The sequence below is a fragment of the Roseibium limicola genome, assembly GCF_017313085.1.
Classification (GTDB): domain Bacteria; phylum Pseudomonadota; class Alphaproteobacteria; order Rhizobiales; family Stappiaceae; genus Roseibium; species Roseibium limicola.
Genome location: NZ_JAFLNF010000001.1, coordinates 229,819 through 247,748 on the forward strand (window position 1 = coordinate 229,819; position 17,930 = coordinate 247,748).

The following is a 17,930-nucleotide window of genomic DNA, read 5'->3' on the forward strand; positions in this document are numbered from 1 at the left end:
AACATCAAACCAAGCGCAATGCAACTTAGCGCAATTACTTACAAAAAAACGTTGTTGCCCCTGAGTTATATTTAAAGTTATTTTACCCCTTAGAAACAAATCTGCGGTTTAGATAGCAAGAAGAGCAGGTATAGCTTGCGCTTTGAATGGCAAGCGAACAGGGGCGCAGAGCGTGCAAAGTCAACGGAAGCCGACAATTACCATCGCAAACGGCGACCATCTAACCCTTCTGTCGCCGCTCTTCCGGTTACCCCTCTGGGGTCGATTGCTGCTCGTCGGCGGAGGGTTCTGTCTTCTTGCAATGTCAGGCATTCTGCTGACCCGCGAAAGCGGTCGCATTGCCATGATCTGGTTTCCGAACGCCCTTTTGCTCGGCGTTATTCTGCAAGCACCGCTCAAAGACTGGCGGAACTATTTCCTCGCCGCATATGTCGGAAATCTTGCCGCCAACCTGCTGTCGGGAGATACCCTCTTGATCGGCATAGGCCTGTCCTTGATGAACACGCTGGAGATTTTGGTCGCAGCCGCGGTCATATGGCGTATCAAACCAGCTCTAGATATCGGCAAAACTCTAGAAACACTCATATTTGTCGGAAGCGCCGGAATCCTGGCCCCTGCCATCTCGGCCATGGCCGCCTCCGTTTTCCTGCACTTCGCGGTTGGTGCCTCGATACCTGACGTCCTCAAGATCTGGTATTGCGCCGATGCTTTGGGGCTTCTGGTTTTTACCCCCTTCCTGATTGCGCAATTTCCGGCAAACACGTCGGACGAGGAATTTCTCTCGATCAAACAACCAGTATTCTGGGGCCTGCAGACCTTCAATCTGGCTGTCTCCATCGCGATCTTCAGCCAGCAAGGGTTGCCGCTTCTGTTCCTGGCATTCCCCCCCCTGCTCATCGCGTCATTTTATTCAGGTATACTGGGCGCTGCGATCTCCAGTCTGACAGTCGCCGCTGTTGCGATCGCTTTCTCCATCAAGGGAACCGGGCCAGTCAATCTGGTTGACGGCAGCCTGCCGGAACGCATCTATGTGCTGCAGGCGTTTATCGCAACCTGCGTGCTGTTCGCCCTTCACAGTGCGTCTGCCGTCACGGAACAACGTCGCCTGCAGGCCCGCCTCAAGCGTCTCAGCATAGAAGCGGAGCGCGCCGGCAGGGCCAAAACCGAGTTCCTGTCGACAATGAGCCACGAGCTCAGAACGCCCTTGACGGCAATTACCGGAGCACTTGAGCTGCTTCAATACAACTTCCGGGATAGCCTGCCCCCGCCAGCCCAGCAGCTCGTCGGCATTGCTTCCAACAATTCCGAACGTCTGTTGAAAATGATCGAAGATATCCTGGATCATGAGCGCATCGATTCCGGGAAACTGAAAATCTCGATGGTAGCGACCAGACTGTCACCAGTCATCGATATGGCCATCGAGTCCCTGCGAAGCTACAAGCCGGAAAAAGGCATTACGCTCGAGTTCGCTGACGATGTGCCAAAGGCCAAGGGGCATATCGACCCTCTTCGCCTGGAGCAGGTACTTTCGAACCTGTTATCGAACGCCATCAAGGCGTCCTCCGATGGCAGCAAGGTTCGCATTACGTCTAGTCGCTCTGGTGAGGGCCTACTCCGGATCGAAGTCAAAGACACCGGACCCGGAATTTCCGAAGATCTGGAGCCGCGCTTGTTCAAGAAATTTGAACAAGGTGACACGGGAAACACACGCAAGTCCACTGGCTCCGGCCTTGGCCTTAGCATTTCCAAAGCCCTTATCGAAGCTATGGACGGCAAGATCGGCTATGAGCGTCGCGGCGGTCAAACAACCGTCTTTTTCGTCGAGATCAATGAGGTCTAGAAGGCGATGACAGGCCCCATGCGAAACACACAGCAAAGGGCATTCAGCTTCAGCCCGGTGTCCCGTGACACCGAAAACCAAACTAGTCCTTGATCGGAACGAGGGCTTCGTCCTTCGTCCGGCGGATCGTCAAGGCGGTACGAACGCTATCGACATTGGCGGTCGCAGTCAGCTCACGAATGATGAAGTTCTGAAAAGTCTGCAGGTCGGGAGCCACGCACTTCAGCAAAAAGTCCACTTCCCCTGAAAGCATGTAGCTCTCACGTACGATCGGCCAACTGTTGACCTGACCTTCAAACGCCTGCAGATCAGCCTCCGTCTGTGAGTGCAACCCAACCATGGCAAAAGCCGTGACATCGTAGCCCAGCTCTTTCTCGTCAAGCAGCGTGCGATATCCCCGAATAAGGCCTGCCTCTTCCAGCGCGCGAACACGGCGCAGGCATGGAGGGGCCGAGATACCGACCCGGCGCGCCAGCTCGACGTTTGTCATGCGCCCATCCTGTTGCAACTCTTTCAAGATATGCCAGTCGATGGTATCGAGCCGTGCTTTCACGGATGGTACTCCTCTTGAGTTCCTCGGCGACGGGTTCGTCACACGAGGCAGTAATTCCCGTCTGCTAGGGCGTGAGGACATCTCACGCACAAAGAAGACAAACGGCGCTCAGGATTTAACTCCGACAAGGAACTGAAGACCGATTGACAAAGATCAGTTATGGTTTTTTGCGTCTTTGTGCAAGAGTCTAACAAAATTGCGCACGAAATGGAAAGATCGCATGCTTTTTCGTCTGACCGATGCCCAGACACCCCCGGCCGGAAACGGATGGGCCACCCCCGCCCTCACTTCAGCTGCAGCGTGGGGTCGCGCGTGACGGAAGCAAGTACCTCCAGCCGCCGTTCGCTAACCTGCTGGGTCGTGACCGATGGAAAAGCCGGTGACGAGGGCCAGTGCATCGGCGTCGCCCAGGCACTTCATTCCGACTATGCGCTGAAGCACGTGTCTCCCCGCCCGCCATTTTCCTGGTGGTTGCCGTTCGGACCGATTGATCCGCGCGAACGTCCAGGCAGCGTCAACAGCCCGTTTCAGCCACCCTGGCCGGATGTTGCGATCGCCTCTGGTCGACGTGCTGTAAGATATTTGAAGGTGATCAAGCAGGCCAGCCGTGAACACACATTCACGGTCTGCCTCAAGGATCCACGCATTGGCACGAAAACCGCAGACCTGATCTGGGTTCCGGCGCATGATCCGCTGCGCGGGCTCAATGTGCTTGTCACACCCACAGCACCGCACAGGTTCACCGCCGAAAATCTGAAGACCTTGCGGACCTCCGCTCCTCCGGAAATCGCGGCACTGAAAGCTCCTCGTGTCGCAGTTCTGGTCGGTGGAGACAGCCGACATCACCAATTCCCGCTGGAGGTTCAAAGGGCGCTGCTCGAGGCCCTGACACGACTAGGAGCCTTGGAAAGCACCGGACTGATGATCACCACATCACGGCGCACACCGCCGGCGCTGCACACAGCACTGGTACAGTTTGCCCATGAAAACGGTCATCTGTTCTGGGACGGAACTGGCACCAACCCCCTGCCCCACTATCTGGCCAATGCCGATGCCATCGTCGCCACGGCGGACAGCACCAATATGATTGGCGAGGCCGCCGCCACGGGGAAACCAATTCATGTGTTTCACCCCACCGGCGGCCATCCGAAAATCGACCGGTTTCTGGGGACTTTACGTGATTTAGGCGTTATACACCCCTTTCCGGGGCCCATTAAAACCACTACCTACGACCCAATGGATTCAACACCGCTGATCGCAGCGGCCATAAGAACCGCCATGCCCGGCAAGCGCTGATCCCTCAGCAGGCCCGCTGGCAGCTCCCTTGACCGTTTGCGCAAGCGCGCGGACTGACGACAAAAAGGCTTGAACGCATGACGACCGAACACTCCAGGCTCCTTATTATCGGGTCCGGCCCGGCCGGCTACACTGCTGCTGTTTATGCAGCTCGCGCCATGCTCAAGCCGACACTCGTGGCCGGCATCCAGCCCGGCGGTCAGCTGACCATCACCACGGACGTCGAAAACTACCCGGGCTTTGCTGACCCAATCCAGGGCCCATGGCTGATGGAGCAGATGCAGAAGCAGGCGGAAAACGTCGGCACCAACATTGTCTATGACACCATCACCAAGGCGGACCTGTCGAAGCGCCCTTTCACATTCCAAAGTGACAGCGGCACCATCTTCACCGCCGATTCTGTCATCATCTGCACCGGCGCACAGGCGCGCTGGCTCGGATTGCCTTCAGAAGAAGAGTTCATGGGCGCCGGCGTTTCAGCCTGCGCAACTTGCGACGGTTTTTTCTACCGGAAGCGTGATGTTGTCGTCGTCGGCGGTGGCAATACGGCCGTTGAAGAAGCCCTGTATTTAGCCAACCTCGCCTCAAAGGTGACCCTTGTTCACCGTCGAGACAGTCTTCGGGCAGAGCGCATTCTGCAGGACCGCTTGTTCAAGCACCCCAACATCGAGGTTGTCTGGGATAACGCTCTCGACGAGATCCTCGGCGGCGGCATGCCGAAAGGGGTGACAGGCGTGCGCTTGAAGAACACCAAGACCGGCGAATTGAGCGAGCTGAAAACCGACGGCGTCTTCATCGCCATCGGCCACGCGCCCTCCGTAGACCTGTTCCGCGATCAGCTCACCCTGAAGTCAAATGGCTATCTGGAAACAGCGCCGGATTCCACCCGGACCAACATTCCAGGCGTGTTTGCTGCCGGCGATGTCACCGACGACATCTACCGTCAGGCCGTCACAGCAGCGGGCATGGGATGCATGGCCGCGTTGGAGGCCGAGAAATATCTGGCCGAACATGACCTTGAGAGCCAGACTGCGGCTGAATAAGGTAAGATACCCCTCGGGCGCGGTCACATTCGCAACAGTACGCGCCCGATTAACGCCCGACTGACAGGGACCTCACGATGGACTGGGACAAACTGCGAATTTTCCATGCCGCAGCGCAAGCCGGCAGCTTCACCCATGCTGGTGATACGCTGAACATGAGCCAGTCCGCCGTGTCCCGCCAGGTCAGCTCCCTGGAGATGGACCTCGGCGTTCCGCTGTTCTACAGGCATGCGCGTGGGCTGCTACTGACCGAGCAAGGCGAACTTCTGTATCGCACCGCGCGCGATGTCCTGATGAAGCTTGAGGCCGTTCAGGGCCGCCTGACTGACAGCAAGGAAAAGCCCTCGGGGATTTTGCGTGTCACAACGACAGTCGGCCTAGGGTCAACCTGGCTGACTTCGCGGATCAAGGATTTCGTCGATCTCTTCCCCGATGTCGAGTTGCAATTAATCTTCGACGATGACGAACTCGACTTGGGCATGCGGGAAGCCGACGTGGCAATTCGCCTGCGTCAACCGACACAGCCTGACCTGATCCAGCGCAAGCTCTTCACCGTGCACTTTCACGTCTTTGCCTCTCCGAGCTATCTCAAGGCCTTCGGAACGCCCTCCGACATGGAGGACCTGGACAAGAACCACCGCGTCGTCACCTTTGGCGAGCAGGCCCCCGCCTATCTGAGAGAAATGAACTGGCTGGAAAAGGCCGGGCGTCCGGCTCTCGATCCGCGCCGCTCGGCCCTGAAGGTCAACAACCTGGTGGCCATCAGGCGCGCCGTTCAGGAAGGCGTCGGCGTCGCTATTCTTCCCGATTATATCATCGAGAAGGACAGTCAGCTGGTGCAGGTTCTGACCAATGTGAAAGAAAAGGTCCCATCCTTCGATACCTACTTCGTCTATCCCTCAGAGCTGAAAAACACGGCCCGGATTACCGCCTTTCGCGATTTCCTCGTCAGCGCTGCTGAAAACTGGTCCTACTGACCCCGCGCTTTGACAAAGCCCACCGTTCAATGCTTTCCACCTCAAGACTTGCGCTGGGCGCGCACCTGCGGGCTTGTACCGGTCGCGGAACATCAAGTCATCTGACAAAGACGATTCGCTCTTTGAAGCCTTGAAACTTGACGACTTTCGATTGCCCACACCCGGATTCGACCTGAAAAGACCGTAAGGCGTTAATTTAAACACGCCCATTTCGTAAGCATTTTGCTTTGCACAAATAGGCAATTCAGACACTGAAATCGGCACAAATTGTTGAAATTACTGATACGGCTACATCACATAACCGTTACAAATCGGCCATTTCGCATACCTCCCAACGAGCTATTAACTTTTTGCATAGCAGGATTGCGTGGGTGCCTCTTGTTTGCACAGCTTGTGCACCGCATATAGGCATCACTGTTGGTTCACAGGCAACACACCTCCTCCCAGTGTTGCCTTACCAGCTGTTCCCCTCTGGAAGGTGATTCCTCTGCTTCGGCAGAGAATCAATTCAAACTGCCGGACCCTCGGGTCCGGCTTTTTTTTTGCAAATACACCTCTGGCTCGCAAGCACCATGACCGAACCAACAGACGACGCGGCAATCGCCGCGCGGGCAGGTTCGGACATTCCTGCACACGACCTCATGCGCACCATGCACCCACCTCCCCTGCGGACATAGCCCATCGCACAACACCTCCTTCCCGGGAAGCATGACGCTAAACCTTGCCGATATTTAATCTTGAGACCACTGGAAGTGAGCGGGTGAAACACCCAGATCATGGGAGCACGGCAAGACGTGCACATCCCCCGATGCGAGGCAGGTACGCCCCCCTCCCTGCACTCGCTCAAGAAGGCCGGTTCCCCCAGGAGCCGGCCTTTCTTTTTAGCTCTTAAATCACCAGACAGATTTGCTGCGCTTCCACCTCAACGGTACAGGCTCATGTCCGTCTTCCATTCAGGATAAAGCGCCGTCACCTGTTCTGCGTAGCCATTGAACATCAGCGTGTCGCGACGCTCGCTGGTACCCAACAGACGTTCAGAGGCCTGGCTCCAGCGCGGATGCGGAACGCCTGGGTTCACATTGGCCCAGAAGCCATATTCGGACGCCTGAATAGCCTCCCACATGCCCACAGGCTGCTCCTCGACAAAGGAGAGCCTGACGATCGACTTGATGGACTTGAAGCCGTACTTCCAAGGCAGAGCAAGCCGCAGCGGCGCGCCATACTGCTTTTGCAATGGCTTGCCGTAGATCCCAGTGGCCATGAAGGCCAACTCATTGGTCGCCTCTGCCAGTGTCAGACCTTCCACATAGGGCCACGGATACCAGCCCTGGGTTTGCCCCGGCGCCATCTCCGGGTCCATGAAGGTTTCAAAGCGCAGATACTTCGCACTCGCCTTCGGGGACGCCATTTTCACCAATTCCGCCAGCGGAAAGCCGGACCATGGCACAGCCATCGACCAGGCCTCGACGCAGCGATGACGATACAGCCGCTCTTCCAGCGGCATCTTTTTCAACAGATCATCCATGTCCAGCGTCATTGGATTGTCCGCCAAACCATCAATGGTAACCGTCCAGGGGCGCGTCTCCAGCGCCTGCGCAGCGCGGTAGATTTCCTTGTGCGTCCCGAACTCATAAAAATTATTGTACTGGGACGTAATGCCTTCCGGCGTGATCTCACGGTCCAGGGTAAAGCCCTCATTACGTGGCACCGGATACAGTCCTGCGCTCGGGTCTTCCGCGGCCAGCCCACGCCTTGGTGTAAAGCCAATGCCTGCTCCGAAGGCCCCCACTCCCAACAGCCCTGCCGCGGCGCCCTTCATGAACGAACGGCGGTTGTGGAAGACATGTTCCGGGGTCGCTTCGCTTTCAGGAATTTGCCACGACGGCTTTTGGATCACATTCATCGGATAGAGCTCCTTGTTCAGGGCACAGGAAAAAGCAAAGTGATTTCAACTGCAAATAACGCGCTGGTGATCAACGTCCAGAGTGCCCCAGCATTTGGTGTCAGCCACATGCGGACACAAATCTCTCTTATCCGCGCCCCATTTTACAAGTACCTTCTGCCGAGTTGAGATAAATGGAGCTTGAATATGCGCCCCTCGCACCAAGCAAAGGTCCTAATGGCGCTAATCCTAGGGGTCGCTGCGATCATTGCCGGTCTGTCACTGGGGCTGGAGAGTGGTCAGGCCCAGAACACCTCAAAGGCGCGCGAGCTGTGGGGCATGACCTCGGACCCACGCACTCTGCTGCCAGACCCACGCAAACAGCTGGATGCAAACAAGCAACGGCAGATCGATAGTCTCAAGACCCGTCAGCTTGAGAATCAAAACGAGCGGCTCCAGCGGCAACAGAAAATCCAGTCCGACGCCACCACCTGCGACACGCACCAAGGCGCGTCTTGCTCACCTCAAAGATAGCTCAGTTCGTAACAAAAAAAGCCGGTCCATAAGGACCGGCCAAGTTGGACGGGAAACCCGGAACACTGTTCCGAGTTTCGGTCGTATAGGAAGTCCCAACAGGGTGGCTCGACCGGCACACGACCAAACCAACCTGCCTGGGAGCCGGATCGTTTTAGCTTACCGGCGTCAGCGACAGCTGACTGATACCGGCTGTGAGGTTCACACCCGTCTGAGTCTCGATACTTAGCGGGTTCAGAGCGATAGACTTGTCAAAGCCGCCGATCAGCGCATTGGCCTTCAGGCCCGCACCGATGCTTGCGCCTGCGGTCACGCCGCCGTACTTGCCGGCCAGAGCACCCGTTTCCATATCAGCGGACGGAGCAAGGACGCCCCAGACAAGGGTCGCTGAGTTTGTCGTGCCAATGTCGATGCCGAACTCATTCACGGTGCCGGTGTAGTATTCGACCGGACCGTTGACCGGCTGATAGCTGCAGCCCAGCGTGGCGCTGGAACCGATAACGAAATTGCTTTCGCCTTTAACGTCACAGGTCAGTTTGCCAACCTGAACGCCTGGAGCGCTGTCGGCAGCCATCGCCGGAACGGTGAGAGCGGAGGCTGCAGCCATGGCCGAGCCAGCCGTAAGGGTCAACGCAATCTTTGCGAAGCGGGTCATGATGTAATCTCCGGGTTGATTGGCCGGTTTTAGAATTGCCAAAATCAAATCCGACCAGATCTGACCTCGGCTTTGACACGAGACCTGTTCGATCCGCCGTGTCGTTGGTTGGAAAACCCAAACACCGGTTTTTAGTTCCGCATTTTTTTGAGATTGGCTTTCAGCTCGATCCGCACACAAAAAGGGGCGGATTGCTCCGCCCCTTTAAAACCATAGCGACTGAGGCCGCGATTATTTCAGATTACCGCAGAACCGCTGGATGCGTGTGCAAGCCTCTTCCAGCGCTTCGGTCGAAGTCGCATAGGAGATACGGAAGTTCGGACCAAGACCGAAAGCCGACCCGTGAACCACGGCAACGCCTTCGGTTTCCAGGAGCTCTGTGACGAAATCCTCATCGGATTCGATTTTCTTTCCGGATGGTGAGGTCTTGCCAATTGTGCCTGCACAGGACGGAAACACGTAGAACGCGCCTTCCGGTACAGGGCACGAGATGCCATTGGCCTGGTTCAACATCGAGACGACCAGATCGCGGCGCCCTTTGAAGATCTCGTTGTTCTTCGCGATGAAGTCCTGTGGACCATTCAGCGCTTCCACAGCAGCCCACTGCGAGATTGAACTCGGGTTGGACGTGGACTGAGACTGAACCTTGGCCATTGCCTTGATCAGCTCCGCAGGACCGCCCGCATAGCCGATCCGCCATCCGGTCATGGAATAGGCCTTGGAGACCCCGTTGATGGTCAATGTGCGGTCATACAGGCTTGGCTCCACCTGGGCCGGTGTGGTGAATTCGAAGTCGTCATAGACGAGATGCTCGTACATGTCGTCAGTCATGACCCAGACATTCGGATGCCGGAGCAGAACCTCGCAGAGCGCCTTCAGTTCGTCACGGCTATAGGCAGCACCGGACGGGTTGGAGGGTGAGTTGAACACCAGCCACTTGGTCCGCGGCGTGATCGCAGCTTCCAACGATGCCGGCGTAATCTTGAAGGTCTTTTGATCGGCCTCGACAATCACCGGCTCACCACCCGCCAGCAGCACCATGTCCGGGTAGGACACCCAATACGGGGTCGGAATGATGACTTCATCGCCCGGATTGATGGTCGCCACCAGAGCGTTGTAGATCACCTGTTTGCCGCCAGTGCCCACACTGATCTGGTTCGGCTGATAAGTGAGACCGTTTTCGCGGCTGAACTTGGCGCAGATTGCGTCCTTCAGTTCCGGGATCCCGTCCACTGCAGTGTATTTGGTCTTGCCGTCGTTGATCGCTGCAATCGCGGCGGTCTTGATGTTGTCCGGCGTATCGAAATCCGGCTCACCAGCCCCCAGGCCGATGACATCACGCCCAGCAGACTTCAGCTCGCGGGCCTTGTTGGTGACTGCGATGGTCGCGGAAGGTTTCACGCGCGCCAGCGCGTCGGCGATAAAGCCCATTTTATCCTCCATGGGAGACGGGAAATTCCAAGCGCGCGGACCGTAGTCCCACGGGACGGGGCTTGCAAGGGCAACAGATGGTGAACCGGCAAAAAGAGGACGCCGAGGCCTACCGCCGCGACGTCTCGTTTTCATCAAAAGAAACCTGAAGTTTGGCTTTTCGTCTGTCGAACCGTCAGGAGCGCGCCTCAAGCATCAGTTTCGGCACCTTGTCATCGTCTAGAAGAACCGCCTTGAGGCGCTTCTTCTTGGACTGACCGTTAAGCGCATTGACCACCACCGACTGCGGCACATCCGAGTTCTGCTGCGCCGTCTGCAACAACGTCGCATAGCTTTTGGGATGCAGCAGGGTTTCGGTGATCGGCTTGCCGTCCATCACCTCCTGGCTCAGATGGTAGGCCTTCATTGCAGATTGATTGGCCGCAATGATCATCCGGGTCTGGGTGTTGATCACCAACATAGGGGCGCTTGCAACATTAAAGACCTTGGCAAAGTCCATGTCTCCGCCGACTTGACCGGCCGAAAACAGCACGCCACCGAAACTGCCACCGATCCGGAAATGCATGGCGTTGTAGGAAAGCTCAAGCGTGTCGCCAGCCGGGAGCAGAAACTTGCCTCTCCCCGTCGCACTTGCACGGCGGGTCAGAGACGCCAGGCACAGCGAAACGATGGTTCGCCCTACCCGCTTCTGCACGTGAGCGATGTTGCGCCCCAGGATCAACTTGGCATCACCAACCCCGAAAGCCCGGATAAAGCCTTCGCTGGCATAGCGGACATACCCGAAATTATCGACCAGACAGACAATCCTGTTGGTACTGGCCACGAAGTGCTGAAGGATTGGTGCCAACCCAAGTGCGATATGTCCCGGATTTCCATCACTCTCACCGATCGATGGAAAGCAGATGGCCAACACCCGTCCGTCCGCAACCTGATAGCGATAGGCCATCAAGGGAATGCCGGGGATGCGATGATCCGCCCCGCCGCCAACGTCGAATGGTCCGGCACTGCCCTCACGGATAGCCCCTTGCACCAAACGCAAGATGGTTCGTTTGTCTTCCGGAGTCAGCAATCCCAGCGCCTCAGACAAAGGCGCTTCCTGCAGATCGCGTACTTCGCTGTCAAAGCTCTGAGATCCGATCTCATGCCAAATCAGCGACTTCCGGTTGATGTCTGCGATAAAGAATTGAAGACCAGCCAGCGTCAGGCCATGAGGCCGTTTTGATTGCGGCACGGCGACTTCAGCCGCTTCTTCTTCGTCAGCCTCGGTCTGCGGCAGACTGTTAGGCACCAATTGCATGGCTTTCCACTATTCCGATTGGGCGATCACCAGATCATTTTCCGATGTACAACTGTCTGCTGGAAAAGCAAAAAAGTTATGAATGCCACGCTCTCTTTTGTCCCAATTTGGAAAATTTCCACCGCAGATGCAGCCCTCCTGTCGTGCAAGCCGTTTTGCCGAAAGGTGAATTGCCAAAAAGCCAGCATTTACCTTTTAAAAACCAAGATGAAGACCGCCACATTGCGACCACAAAATGACACAGGTCCTGCCTGAAAGCGGTCTCTCAGCAGGCCAACTCCTCGCTCAATTTCCTATCTGTTCGATGCGACTTTCAAGTCCCCGTTCCCCGACCGACCCAAGGGGCGGCAGGAACTGGAGAGGCGATCAGAAAGGGAGCCACCATGAAAGAGAATTTACACGTCAGCCACACTGACACATCCCTCCGGCGCTCGCCCACATCCGGCGCGCGTCGGTTCGAGATCATTCTGGCCAGCGCCACATGTTGCGCGCTTCTCGCGCTTGCTCCTCTCACGATCTCGGTCAGTAACATGGAGACACCGCTTCTTCTCTCACTGGCTGCCGTTTTCGCGCTGATGTGCATCACAACATTTGTCCTCGCTTCAAAGGTCTTCCACGACCTGAGCCAGGCCGAAGCCAAAAGTGCCGAGATTGCCCGCAGCCGGCCGGCCCCACTACCCGAAGAAAGCCGGGCCGGAGCCCTGTAATGAGCCCGCGAACCGCTGCCAGAGCAACATCCTTCGAGGATCACGCCTGGGACACTCCGCTTCCACTCCGGGAAACCGATTTCCCAGAGGAGGCGCCTGAACAACCATCAGAAGATGCTTTAAGCAACATGACAGCAGCAGCCACCTTCCCGTCTGTCCTCAATTCCCAGGACGTTGACCTGACATCCAGCGCCGAGCGATGGATGCCAAAATCAGAAAGCGGCAAGCACAAGCCCGCACGTTCCAGACAGGCAACCGCTGAAATCGCCGACGCCCGCAAGCTCGTGGCAGCGATCGCACTAGGTCTGCTGATGGCTCTGGGTCTTACGTTGGCAGCAGCTTGGGGCACCGAGCCAGAAATGAGCCGACTCTCCTCGTCACCCGATCAACTGACCCCGGCTGCGATAACAGCGCATCTCAACGGCTAAACGCCTCGCGGAAAATCCACACAGTGTCTTGCATCTTTCAAGCGCTCAGCGAAGAAAAACGCGCTGGGTGGACTTTCCCCAACCTGCAGCCCCCCTATTCGCCCGGCCACCTTGAGACACGGCCCCACCAAAACGTGCGGTGGGGCAACCGTCCTGCAGTCGTGTCCATGTGGTGATGTTCAGATTCATCTCGCAACGGGCCATGAAATCCTGACCGTTGATCCGCAGACAGATCACCTGACCCAGCCCGTAGCGCTGCCCATCAGTTCCGCGGCACGTGCAGTCAGGCCCGGCAACAGCAGGCGATTCCGCCATCAGCAATGCAGCGGCGACAAGAGAAGCACCCCTCAGGGTGACATAAGACCAGCGTGCCGAACCCCTTTTCATGAGCTATAGTGTAGGCCTTGGTCGACTTTTGTAAATGCAGCCGTAAAAACCCAAGAATTCGAAAGCATTATGATTGGGAACCGACTTCTAACCCAATCATTTCAGCAGGGCAGAACCTTGAAACCCACTCGGGAGCAGACGATGGACATCACCCTCACCCTGTCTGCGGATTCCATCCGCTTCATGATCGAGAAGATCCGTATGGCCGCATCGAGCATCGATGACAGCTATGAAGACGGCCATGAAGGTGAAGTCGAATTCGATGCAGAAACTCTGACAGGAGCGCATCATCACGAAGGGCTGGCAGAAGAAGAAAACGATGACATGTCGGACGCGGAAGCGCGCGAGCTGATCGGGGACCTCAACGTTGATGAAGCTTCAGAGCTCATCGCAATTGTCTGGGTCGGGCGTGGCGATTACGAAGCCGAAGACTTCGCGCAAGCAGTTCTGGATGCGCAGGAACACCGTCAGGCCAATCGCAAACACAAGACGGCCGATTACCTTCTTGGCATGCCCCTACTTGCCGACCACCTCGAAGCCGGGTTGGACAGCCTTGATCTCTAGTCCTGCGGCAACGGGTCTTTAATCTCTGGAAAACTACTTAACTTTCCATTTACCATCTTTCACCGCCCAGCCCTTCAATCCACTCTTCCCTTAATGGTCGCATCTGGGCACTGTCCTTCAGGATCGGCCTGTCATCCCGCACGGACATTGATCAGGCTTCGCCTGGATCCGCCGTGTAATCGAAAGACGGAAGATTGAAGGAGCGGTGCTATCCATGCTTCAGGATCCGGCAAGACATGACGTTCTCTCCGCACGACGCGCCTCTCCCTGGCCGATGGTCATTGCGATCATCGGATGCATTGGGTTTCTCAGTATTCTCGTGTCCGCCTTCAACGGTTAGGACACCTCACAGCGCGCCTATCTCCAAGGGCCCACGCTGATGACGCATGTTAGCGATGGCAAGGCATTGCCCCCCCCTCACGGTGCGGACAACCGCTCCGGCAGGCTGGCGATTTTTGATGGTCTTCGCGGCTTCGCAATCCTGGCGATGATCGTCTATCACCTGTCGTGGGATCTCTCCTGGTTTGCTTATGTCAATTGGCAGGTCTCCAGCGATGCCAGCTGGCGCGCGTTTGCCGCTTCAATCGCCGGATCGTTTCTGTTCCTCTCTGGCGTTTCCCTGTCGCTGGCCAATGACGGCGGTATTCGCTGGCACAGCTTTTGGAAACGCGAAGTCGTTCTTGTCGTGGCTGCAAGCGCCGTCTCGGCCATCACCTGGTTCACCTTCGATCAGAATTTCGTACGATTCGGGATCCTGCATTGCTTGGCCGCAGGCAGCCTTCTGGCCGTTGTCTTCACCAGATTGCCCGCGTTCGTTACCCTGGTTGCTGCTGCGCTTGCCGGGCTTCTGCCACTTCTCATCGACACGCCACAGCTCGACGGGGATCTCTGGCTTTGGACAGGTCTGGGCACACCGGATCATGGCGCTGTCGACTACGTACCTTTGAGCCCCTGGCTGGGGCTGATCCTACTCGGCATTGGCTTGACCAGACTGCTGCGCGCCACAGATCTGTGGATCAGGCTTGCCGACATAAAACTTCAAGGCATCGCAGGCCGCCTGCTGATCTTCTTGGGTCAAAAATCCCTGATCATCTATCTCGTCCACCAGCCAATGCTTTACGGGGCGGTTTGGCTGATTGCTGCAACATTTGGAGCTCCGGACAGATCGGTCGAGAGCTTCATCGGCAGCTGCACGGCCAATTGCGCCGATCTTTATGGCGACGCGAAAACCTGCGAGGCTGCCTGTCGCTGCACTCAGACCGATCTGGCTGACGCCGGTCGCTGGCAACCGCTTGTCCAAACACCCAATGACCCGGCCTTGCGCGGCGCCCTGAACGACGCCTACGAGATGTGCCTGCGTCAACATCCGCCTGCTCTCACGCCTCTGCCTGAATAGACACCATTCAGGATACCGGCAATTGCTTCAGTCGGCTTTGCGCACGATCCCTCCGCGCTTCCGCGAATGCCAGAAAATCATCTGCATCGCTCCCCGCCTTGTGCTGCCCCAGCGCCCAGAGCATGGAAACAGTGTCGCAAACCACCTTGTAACGCTCGACCTCCTCAATCGGCGGCAACGGCGCCCGCACCGCGTAGGCTTGAAGAAACTGCATCTCCTCCTGCCGCGACATCTCATGTTCCAGCACGGCATAGGCGAGATCCCAGCCAGCCGGCGCCATGGCCGCATATTCAAAATCGATAAGGTAGAGGTCATCTCCACTGACCAGCACGTTGCCGGGTGACGGATCGAAGTGAGACGGCACCAGCGGGCATGTGTCCAGTTCAGCCAACAGCGCCTCGACCTGCCCACACAAAGGGGCACTCAAAGCCTGCAACTCCTCCGCTCCCGACAAGGCTGCTGCACGCTCTCTCAAATAGGAAAAAAGATCCCGCTCAAAGGCAAAGCTCACCGAACTGGCATGAAGCGCTGCGAGCAATCCCCCCAACGCTTCGGCTGTAGCATCTCCTTGCGTCTGGATGGCAGGCAGCAGCAAGCGTCCTGTTGTAGGGTCACAATACAACGGACGCGGCGTGACACCCAGGTCTGCAGCCGCCTGCAGATTGGCGCATTCAGCGTGTCTGTCGATTATTCCGGCCGCTTCCTGCCGAGGAAGCCGCAGCACAAACTCCCCATTCTCCGAAGAAATCCAAAACACCAGATTTGTCAGTCCTGCCAAGCGCTGAGCACTTAGAAGCGGCCCAAGATGTTGGCGCAACGGCATGTCATCAGACACGACTTTCCTGCAAAAAACGAGAAGGTCGTCGGCGTCTGCACTGACAGGAGCGTCAAAATATGCCAATCACATTCACCTTTCTATATTCCCCTCGAGGAGAACCCACATGGACAAGCTTGCCGGGCCCCATATCATTATCACCTACTGTCGCCAATGCGGATGGCTGCTCCGTTCCGCCTGGATGGCACAAGAAGCGTTGTCCACTTTCTCAGAGGAGATCGGAGCCGTGACGCTGATCCCCGGCACCGGGGGTGTTTTCACCATCACCTGTGACGGAACACCGGTCTGGGATCGCACGATCGACGGCGGATTTCCGGAAGCCAAAGTGTTGAAGCAGCGCCTGCGTGACCTTGTCTGGCCGGAGAAGGACCTCGGCCATTCGGATGGACACAAGACCAAGGGAGACCCAGCCGGCGGCGCAACCTGAGCTCACCCATCCTGCCCAAACAGGAAGTCGAGATGTCACTCCTTGAGATCTAAGCATTTTCATTGATCGGTTGATCAATAATGCTGTACTGCGTGGAGACGCCTTTCCACCCGCACGGAGCTTTCATGCACCAGCCCAGGAACATCCTCATTCTCATGGTCGATCAGCTGAACGGCACATTCTTTCCGGATGGCCCCGCTGAGTTTCTCCATGCACCAAACCTCAAGCGCCTGGCTGAGCGATCCACTCGCTTTCGCAATGCCTACACAGCTTCGCCCCTCTGTGCACCAGGCCGCGCCAGCTACATGTCGGGCCAGCTGCCACACCGCACCCGTGTCTATGACAATGCTGCTGAATTTGCATCAGACATACCGACCTATGCGCACCATCTGCGCAGAGCCGGATACACAACGTGTCTGTCGGGCAAGATGCATTTTGTCGGTCCTGACCAGATGCATGGGTTCGAAGAACGTCTCACCACCGACATCTATCCGGCCGACTTCGGCTGGACCCCAGACTACCGCAAGCCCGGCGAACGTATCGACTGGTGGTATCACAACATGGGGTCTGTCACCGGTTCCGGGGTCGCCGAGATTTCCAATCAGATGGAGTATGACGATGATGTCGCGTTTCAGGCCATTCGCAAGATCCACGACTATGGCCGAGGCAAGGACGAGCGTCCGTTCTGCCTGACTGTCAGCTTCACCCATCCGCATGATCCATATGTCGCGCGCAAGAAGTATTGGGATCTCTATAAGGACTGCGAGCACCTGCTACCGGAAATCCCGGCGATGGACTATGAGGCCCACGACCCACATTCCAAGCGGATCTTTGATGCCAACGACTGGCGCAGCTTCGACATCACCGAAGAAAACATCCGCAAGTCACGCCAGGCCTATTTCGCCAACATCTCTTATCTCGACGACAAGATCGGGGAAATCCTTGATGCTCTCACAGCCATGGACCTCGACGAGAACACCTCGATCTTGCTGGTTTCCGATCACGGCGACATGCTCGGCGAGCGCGGTCTCTGGTTCAAGATGAGCTTCTTCGAAGGATCGTCCCGGGTGCCTCTGATGATTGCCGCGCCGCAAATGCCGGCAGGTTTGGTGGAAGCTCCGGTCAGCACCCTCGACGTTCTACCGACATTGGCCGAGCTTGCTGGCATCGACATGAGCGAAATCATGCCCTGGACGGACGGTGAAAGCTTGGTTCCTCTGGCCAATGGCACCGTCCGCGAGACACCGGTACGGATGGAGTATGCTGCCGAGGCGTCCTACGCGCCTTTGGTCGGTCTGCGCCACGGGCCTTTCAAATACATCCATTGCGACCTTGATCCACCATTGCTTTTCAACCTTGATCAGGACCCGCAAGAACTCAACAATCTGATCGGAGACCCGGCTCATCTTGAGGTCGCCACCCGTATGGCTGCGGATGTGGAACACACATGGGATATGAAAGCCTACGACGCCGACGTTCGTCAGAGCCAGGCGCGCCGTTGGGTGGTTTATGAAGCACTACGCAACGGCGCCTATTTCCCCTGGGACTACCAGCCGCTTCAAAAAGCTTCCGAACGCTACATGCGCAATCACATGGACCTGAACGACGTGGAACACCGCCAGAGGTATCCTCGCGGCGATTAATCTTAGGGCACACTGTCTTTCAGCCCCAAAGCCAA

General features: G+C 57.0%; 18 protein-coding genes. 12 read left to right on the top strand and 6 right to left on the bottom strand.

The features are described 5' to 3' along the window. Positions 1-172 precede the first annotated feature (172 nt). Entirely contained in the window at positions 173-1,840 is a 1,668-nt protein-coding gene (locus J0X15_RS00980; RefSeq protein WP_206937457.1) for a sensor histidine kinase, read from the top strand. 82 nt (positions 1,841-1,922) lie between these two features. Here J0X15_RS00980 and J0X15_RS00985 read toward each other — a convergent pair whose 3' ends face one another. Then, on the bottom strand, positions 1,923-2,393 hold the full coding sequence (locus tag J0X15_RS00985) for an Lrp/AsnC family transcriptional regulator (RefSeq protein ID WP_206937459.1): 471 nt from the start codon (positions 2,391-2,393) through the stop codon (positions 1,923-1,925). Positions 2,394-2,705: 312 nt separating this feature from the next. On the opposite strand from J0X15_RS00985, the gene J0X15_RS00990 reads away from it, so the two are divergent. The 3 genes from J0X15_RS00990 to J0X15_RS01000 all read left to right on the top strand — a co-directional run bounded on the left by J0X15_RS00990 (position 2,706) and on the right by J0X15_RS01000 (position 5,709). Continuing rightward, the gene (locus J0X15_RS00990; protein WP_331461858.1) at positions 2,706-3,689 is read left to right on the top strand and encodes a mitochondrial fission ELM1 family protein; all 984 of its coding nucleotides are present in this window, start codon (positions 2,706-2,708) and stop codon (positions 3,687-3,689) included. A 77-nt stretch (positions 3,690-3,766) separates the two neighbouring features. Then, positions 3,767-4,732: a thioredoxin-disulfide reductase gene (trxB, locus tag J0X15_RS00995; protein ID WP_206937465.1), complete on the top strand. Its 966-nt coding sequence runs from the start codon at positions 3,767-3,769 to the stop codon at positions 4,730-4,732. Between the two features lie 77 nt (positions 4,733-4,809). Then, positions 4,810-5,709, top strand: a complete 900-nt coding sequence (locus J0X15_RS01000; protein ID WP_206937468.1) for a LysR family transcriptional regulator — start codon at positions 4,810-4,812, stop codon at positions 5,707-5,709. A 922-nt stretch (positions 5,710-6,631) separates the two neighbouring features. On the opposite strand, the gene msrP is transcribed toward J0X15_RS01000, so the two are convergent. After that, on the bottom strand, positions 6,632-7,612 hold the full coding sequence (msrP, locus tag J0X15_RS01005; protein WP_206937472.1) for a protein-methionine-sulfoxide reductase catalytic subunit MsrP: 981 nt from the start codon (positions 7,610-7,612) through the stop codon (positions 6,632-6,634). Positions 7,613-7,828: 216 nt separating this feature from the next. On the opposite strand from msrP, the gene J0X15_RS01010 reads away from it, so the two are divergent. After that, positions 7,829-8,125: a hypothetical protein gene (locus tag J0X15_RS01010; protein ID WP_206937475.1), complete on the top strand. Its 297-nt coding sequence runs from the start codon at positions 7,829-7,831 to the stop codon at positions 8,123-8,125. A gap of 154 nt (positions 8,126-8,279) precedes the next feature. Here J0X15_RS01010 and J0X15_RS01015 read toward each other — a convergent pair whose 3' ends face one another. The 3 genes from J0X15_RS01015 to J0X15_RS01025 form a co-directional block, all read right to left on the bottom strand. Then, a complete protein-coding gene (locus J0X15_RS01015) occupies positions 8,280-8,780 on the bottom strand; it encodes a DUF992 domain-containing protein (RefSeq protein WP_231710233.1) in 501 nt (166 codons plus the stop codon). Positions 8,781-9,011: 231 nt separating this feature from the next. Then, positions 9,012-10,211, bottom strand: a complete 1,200-nt coding sequence (locus J0X15_RS01020) for a pyridoxal phosphate-dependent aminotransferase (RefSeq protein ID WP_206937477.1) — start codon at positions 10,209-10,211, stop codon at positions 9,012-9,014. Between the two features lie 175 nt (positions 10,212-10,386). Continuing rightward, entirely contained in the window at positions 10,387-11,508 is a 1,122-nt protein-coding gene (locus tag J0X15_RS01025) for a PAS domain-containing protein (RefSeq protein WP_206937480.1), read from the bottom strand. A gap of 383 nt (positions 11,509-11,891) precedes the next feature. On the opposite strand from J0X15_RS01025, the gene J0X15_RS01030 reads away from it, so the two are divergent. The 5 genes from J0X15_RS01030 (at position 11,892) to J0X15_RS01045 (ending at position 14,990) form a co-directional block, all read left to right on the top strand. Then, the gene (locus J0X15_RS01030) at positions 11,892-12,215 is read left to right on the top strand and encodes a hypothetical protein (protein WP_206937483.1); all 324 of its coding nucleotides are present in this window, start codon (positions 11,892-11,894) and stop codon (positions 12,213-12,215) included. Beyond that, positions 12,215-12,643 carry a hypothetical protein gene (locus tag J0X15_RS01035; RefSeq protein WP_206937486.1) on the top strand — a complete coding sequence of 143 codons (429 nt, stop codon included), beginning with the start codon at positions 12,215-12,217 and terminating at the stop codon, positions 12,641-12,643. The genes J0X15_RS01030 and J0X15_RS01035 overlap by 1 nt, the downstream gene beginning before the upstream one ends. A gap of 528 nt (positions 12,644-13,171) precedes the next feature. Further along, the gene (locus J0X15_RS01040; RefSeq protein ID WP_206937488.1) at positions 13,172-13,594 is read left to right on the top strand and encodes a DUF3775 domain-containing protein; all 423 of its coding nucleotides are present in this window, start codon (positions 13,172-13,174) and stop codon (positions 13,592-13,594) included. A 214-nt stretch (positions 13,595-13,808) separates the two neighbouring features. Then, positions 13,809-13,934: a hypothetical protein gene (locus J0X15_RS20240; RefSeq protein WP_269439371.1), complete on the top strand. Its 126-nt coding sequence runs from the start codon at positions 13,809-13,811 to the stop codon at positions 13,932-13,934. 39 nt (positions 13,935-13,973) lie between these two features. Then, positions 13,974-14,990 carry a heparan-alpha-glucosaminide N-acetyltransferase gene (locus J0X15_RS01045; protein WP_206937491.1) on the top strand — a complete coding sequence of 339 codons (1,017 nt, stop codon included), beginning with the start codon at positions 13,974-13,976 and terminating at the stop codon, positions 14,988-14,990. 7 nt (positions 14,991-14,997) lie between these two features. On the opposite strand, the gene J0X15_RS01050 is transcribed toward J0X15_RS01045, so the two are convergent. After that, positions 14,998-15,825, bottom strand: coding sequence for a phosphotransferase (locus tag J0X15_RS01050; protein WP_206937492.1), 828 nt, complete (start codon positions 15,823-15,825; stop codon positions 14,998-15,000). A 106-nt stretch (positions 15,826-15,931) separates the two neighbouring features. Here J0X15_RS01050 and J0X15_RS01055 point away from each other — a divergent pair, with 106 nt between their 5' ends. Both J0X15_RS01055 and betC read left to right on the top strand, forming a co-directional pair. Further along, positions 15,932-16,252, top strand: coding sequence for a SelT/SelW/SelH family protein (locus J0X15_RS01055; protein ID WP_206937494.1), 321 nt, complete (start codon positions 15,932-15,934; stop codon positions 16,250-16,252). A 125-nt stretch (positions 16,253-16,377) separates the two neighbouring features. Beyond that, complete coding sequence (gene betC / locus J0X15_RS01060) at positions 16,378-17,895, top strand: choline-sulfatase (RefSeq protein ID WP_206937496.1); 1,518 nt, start codon at positions 16,378-16,380, stop codon at positions 17,893-17,895. The last annotated feature ends 35 nt before the right edge of the window (positions 17,896-17,930 follow it).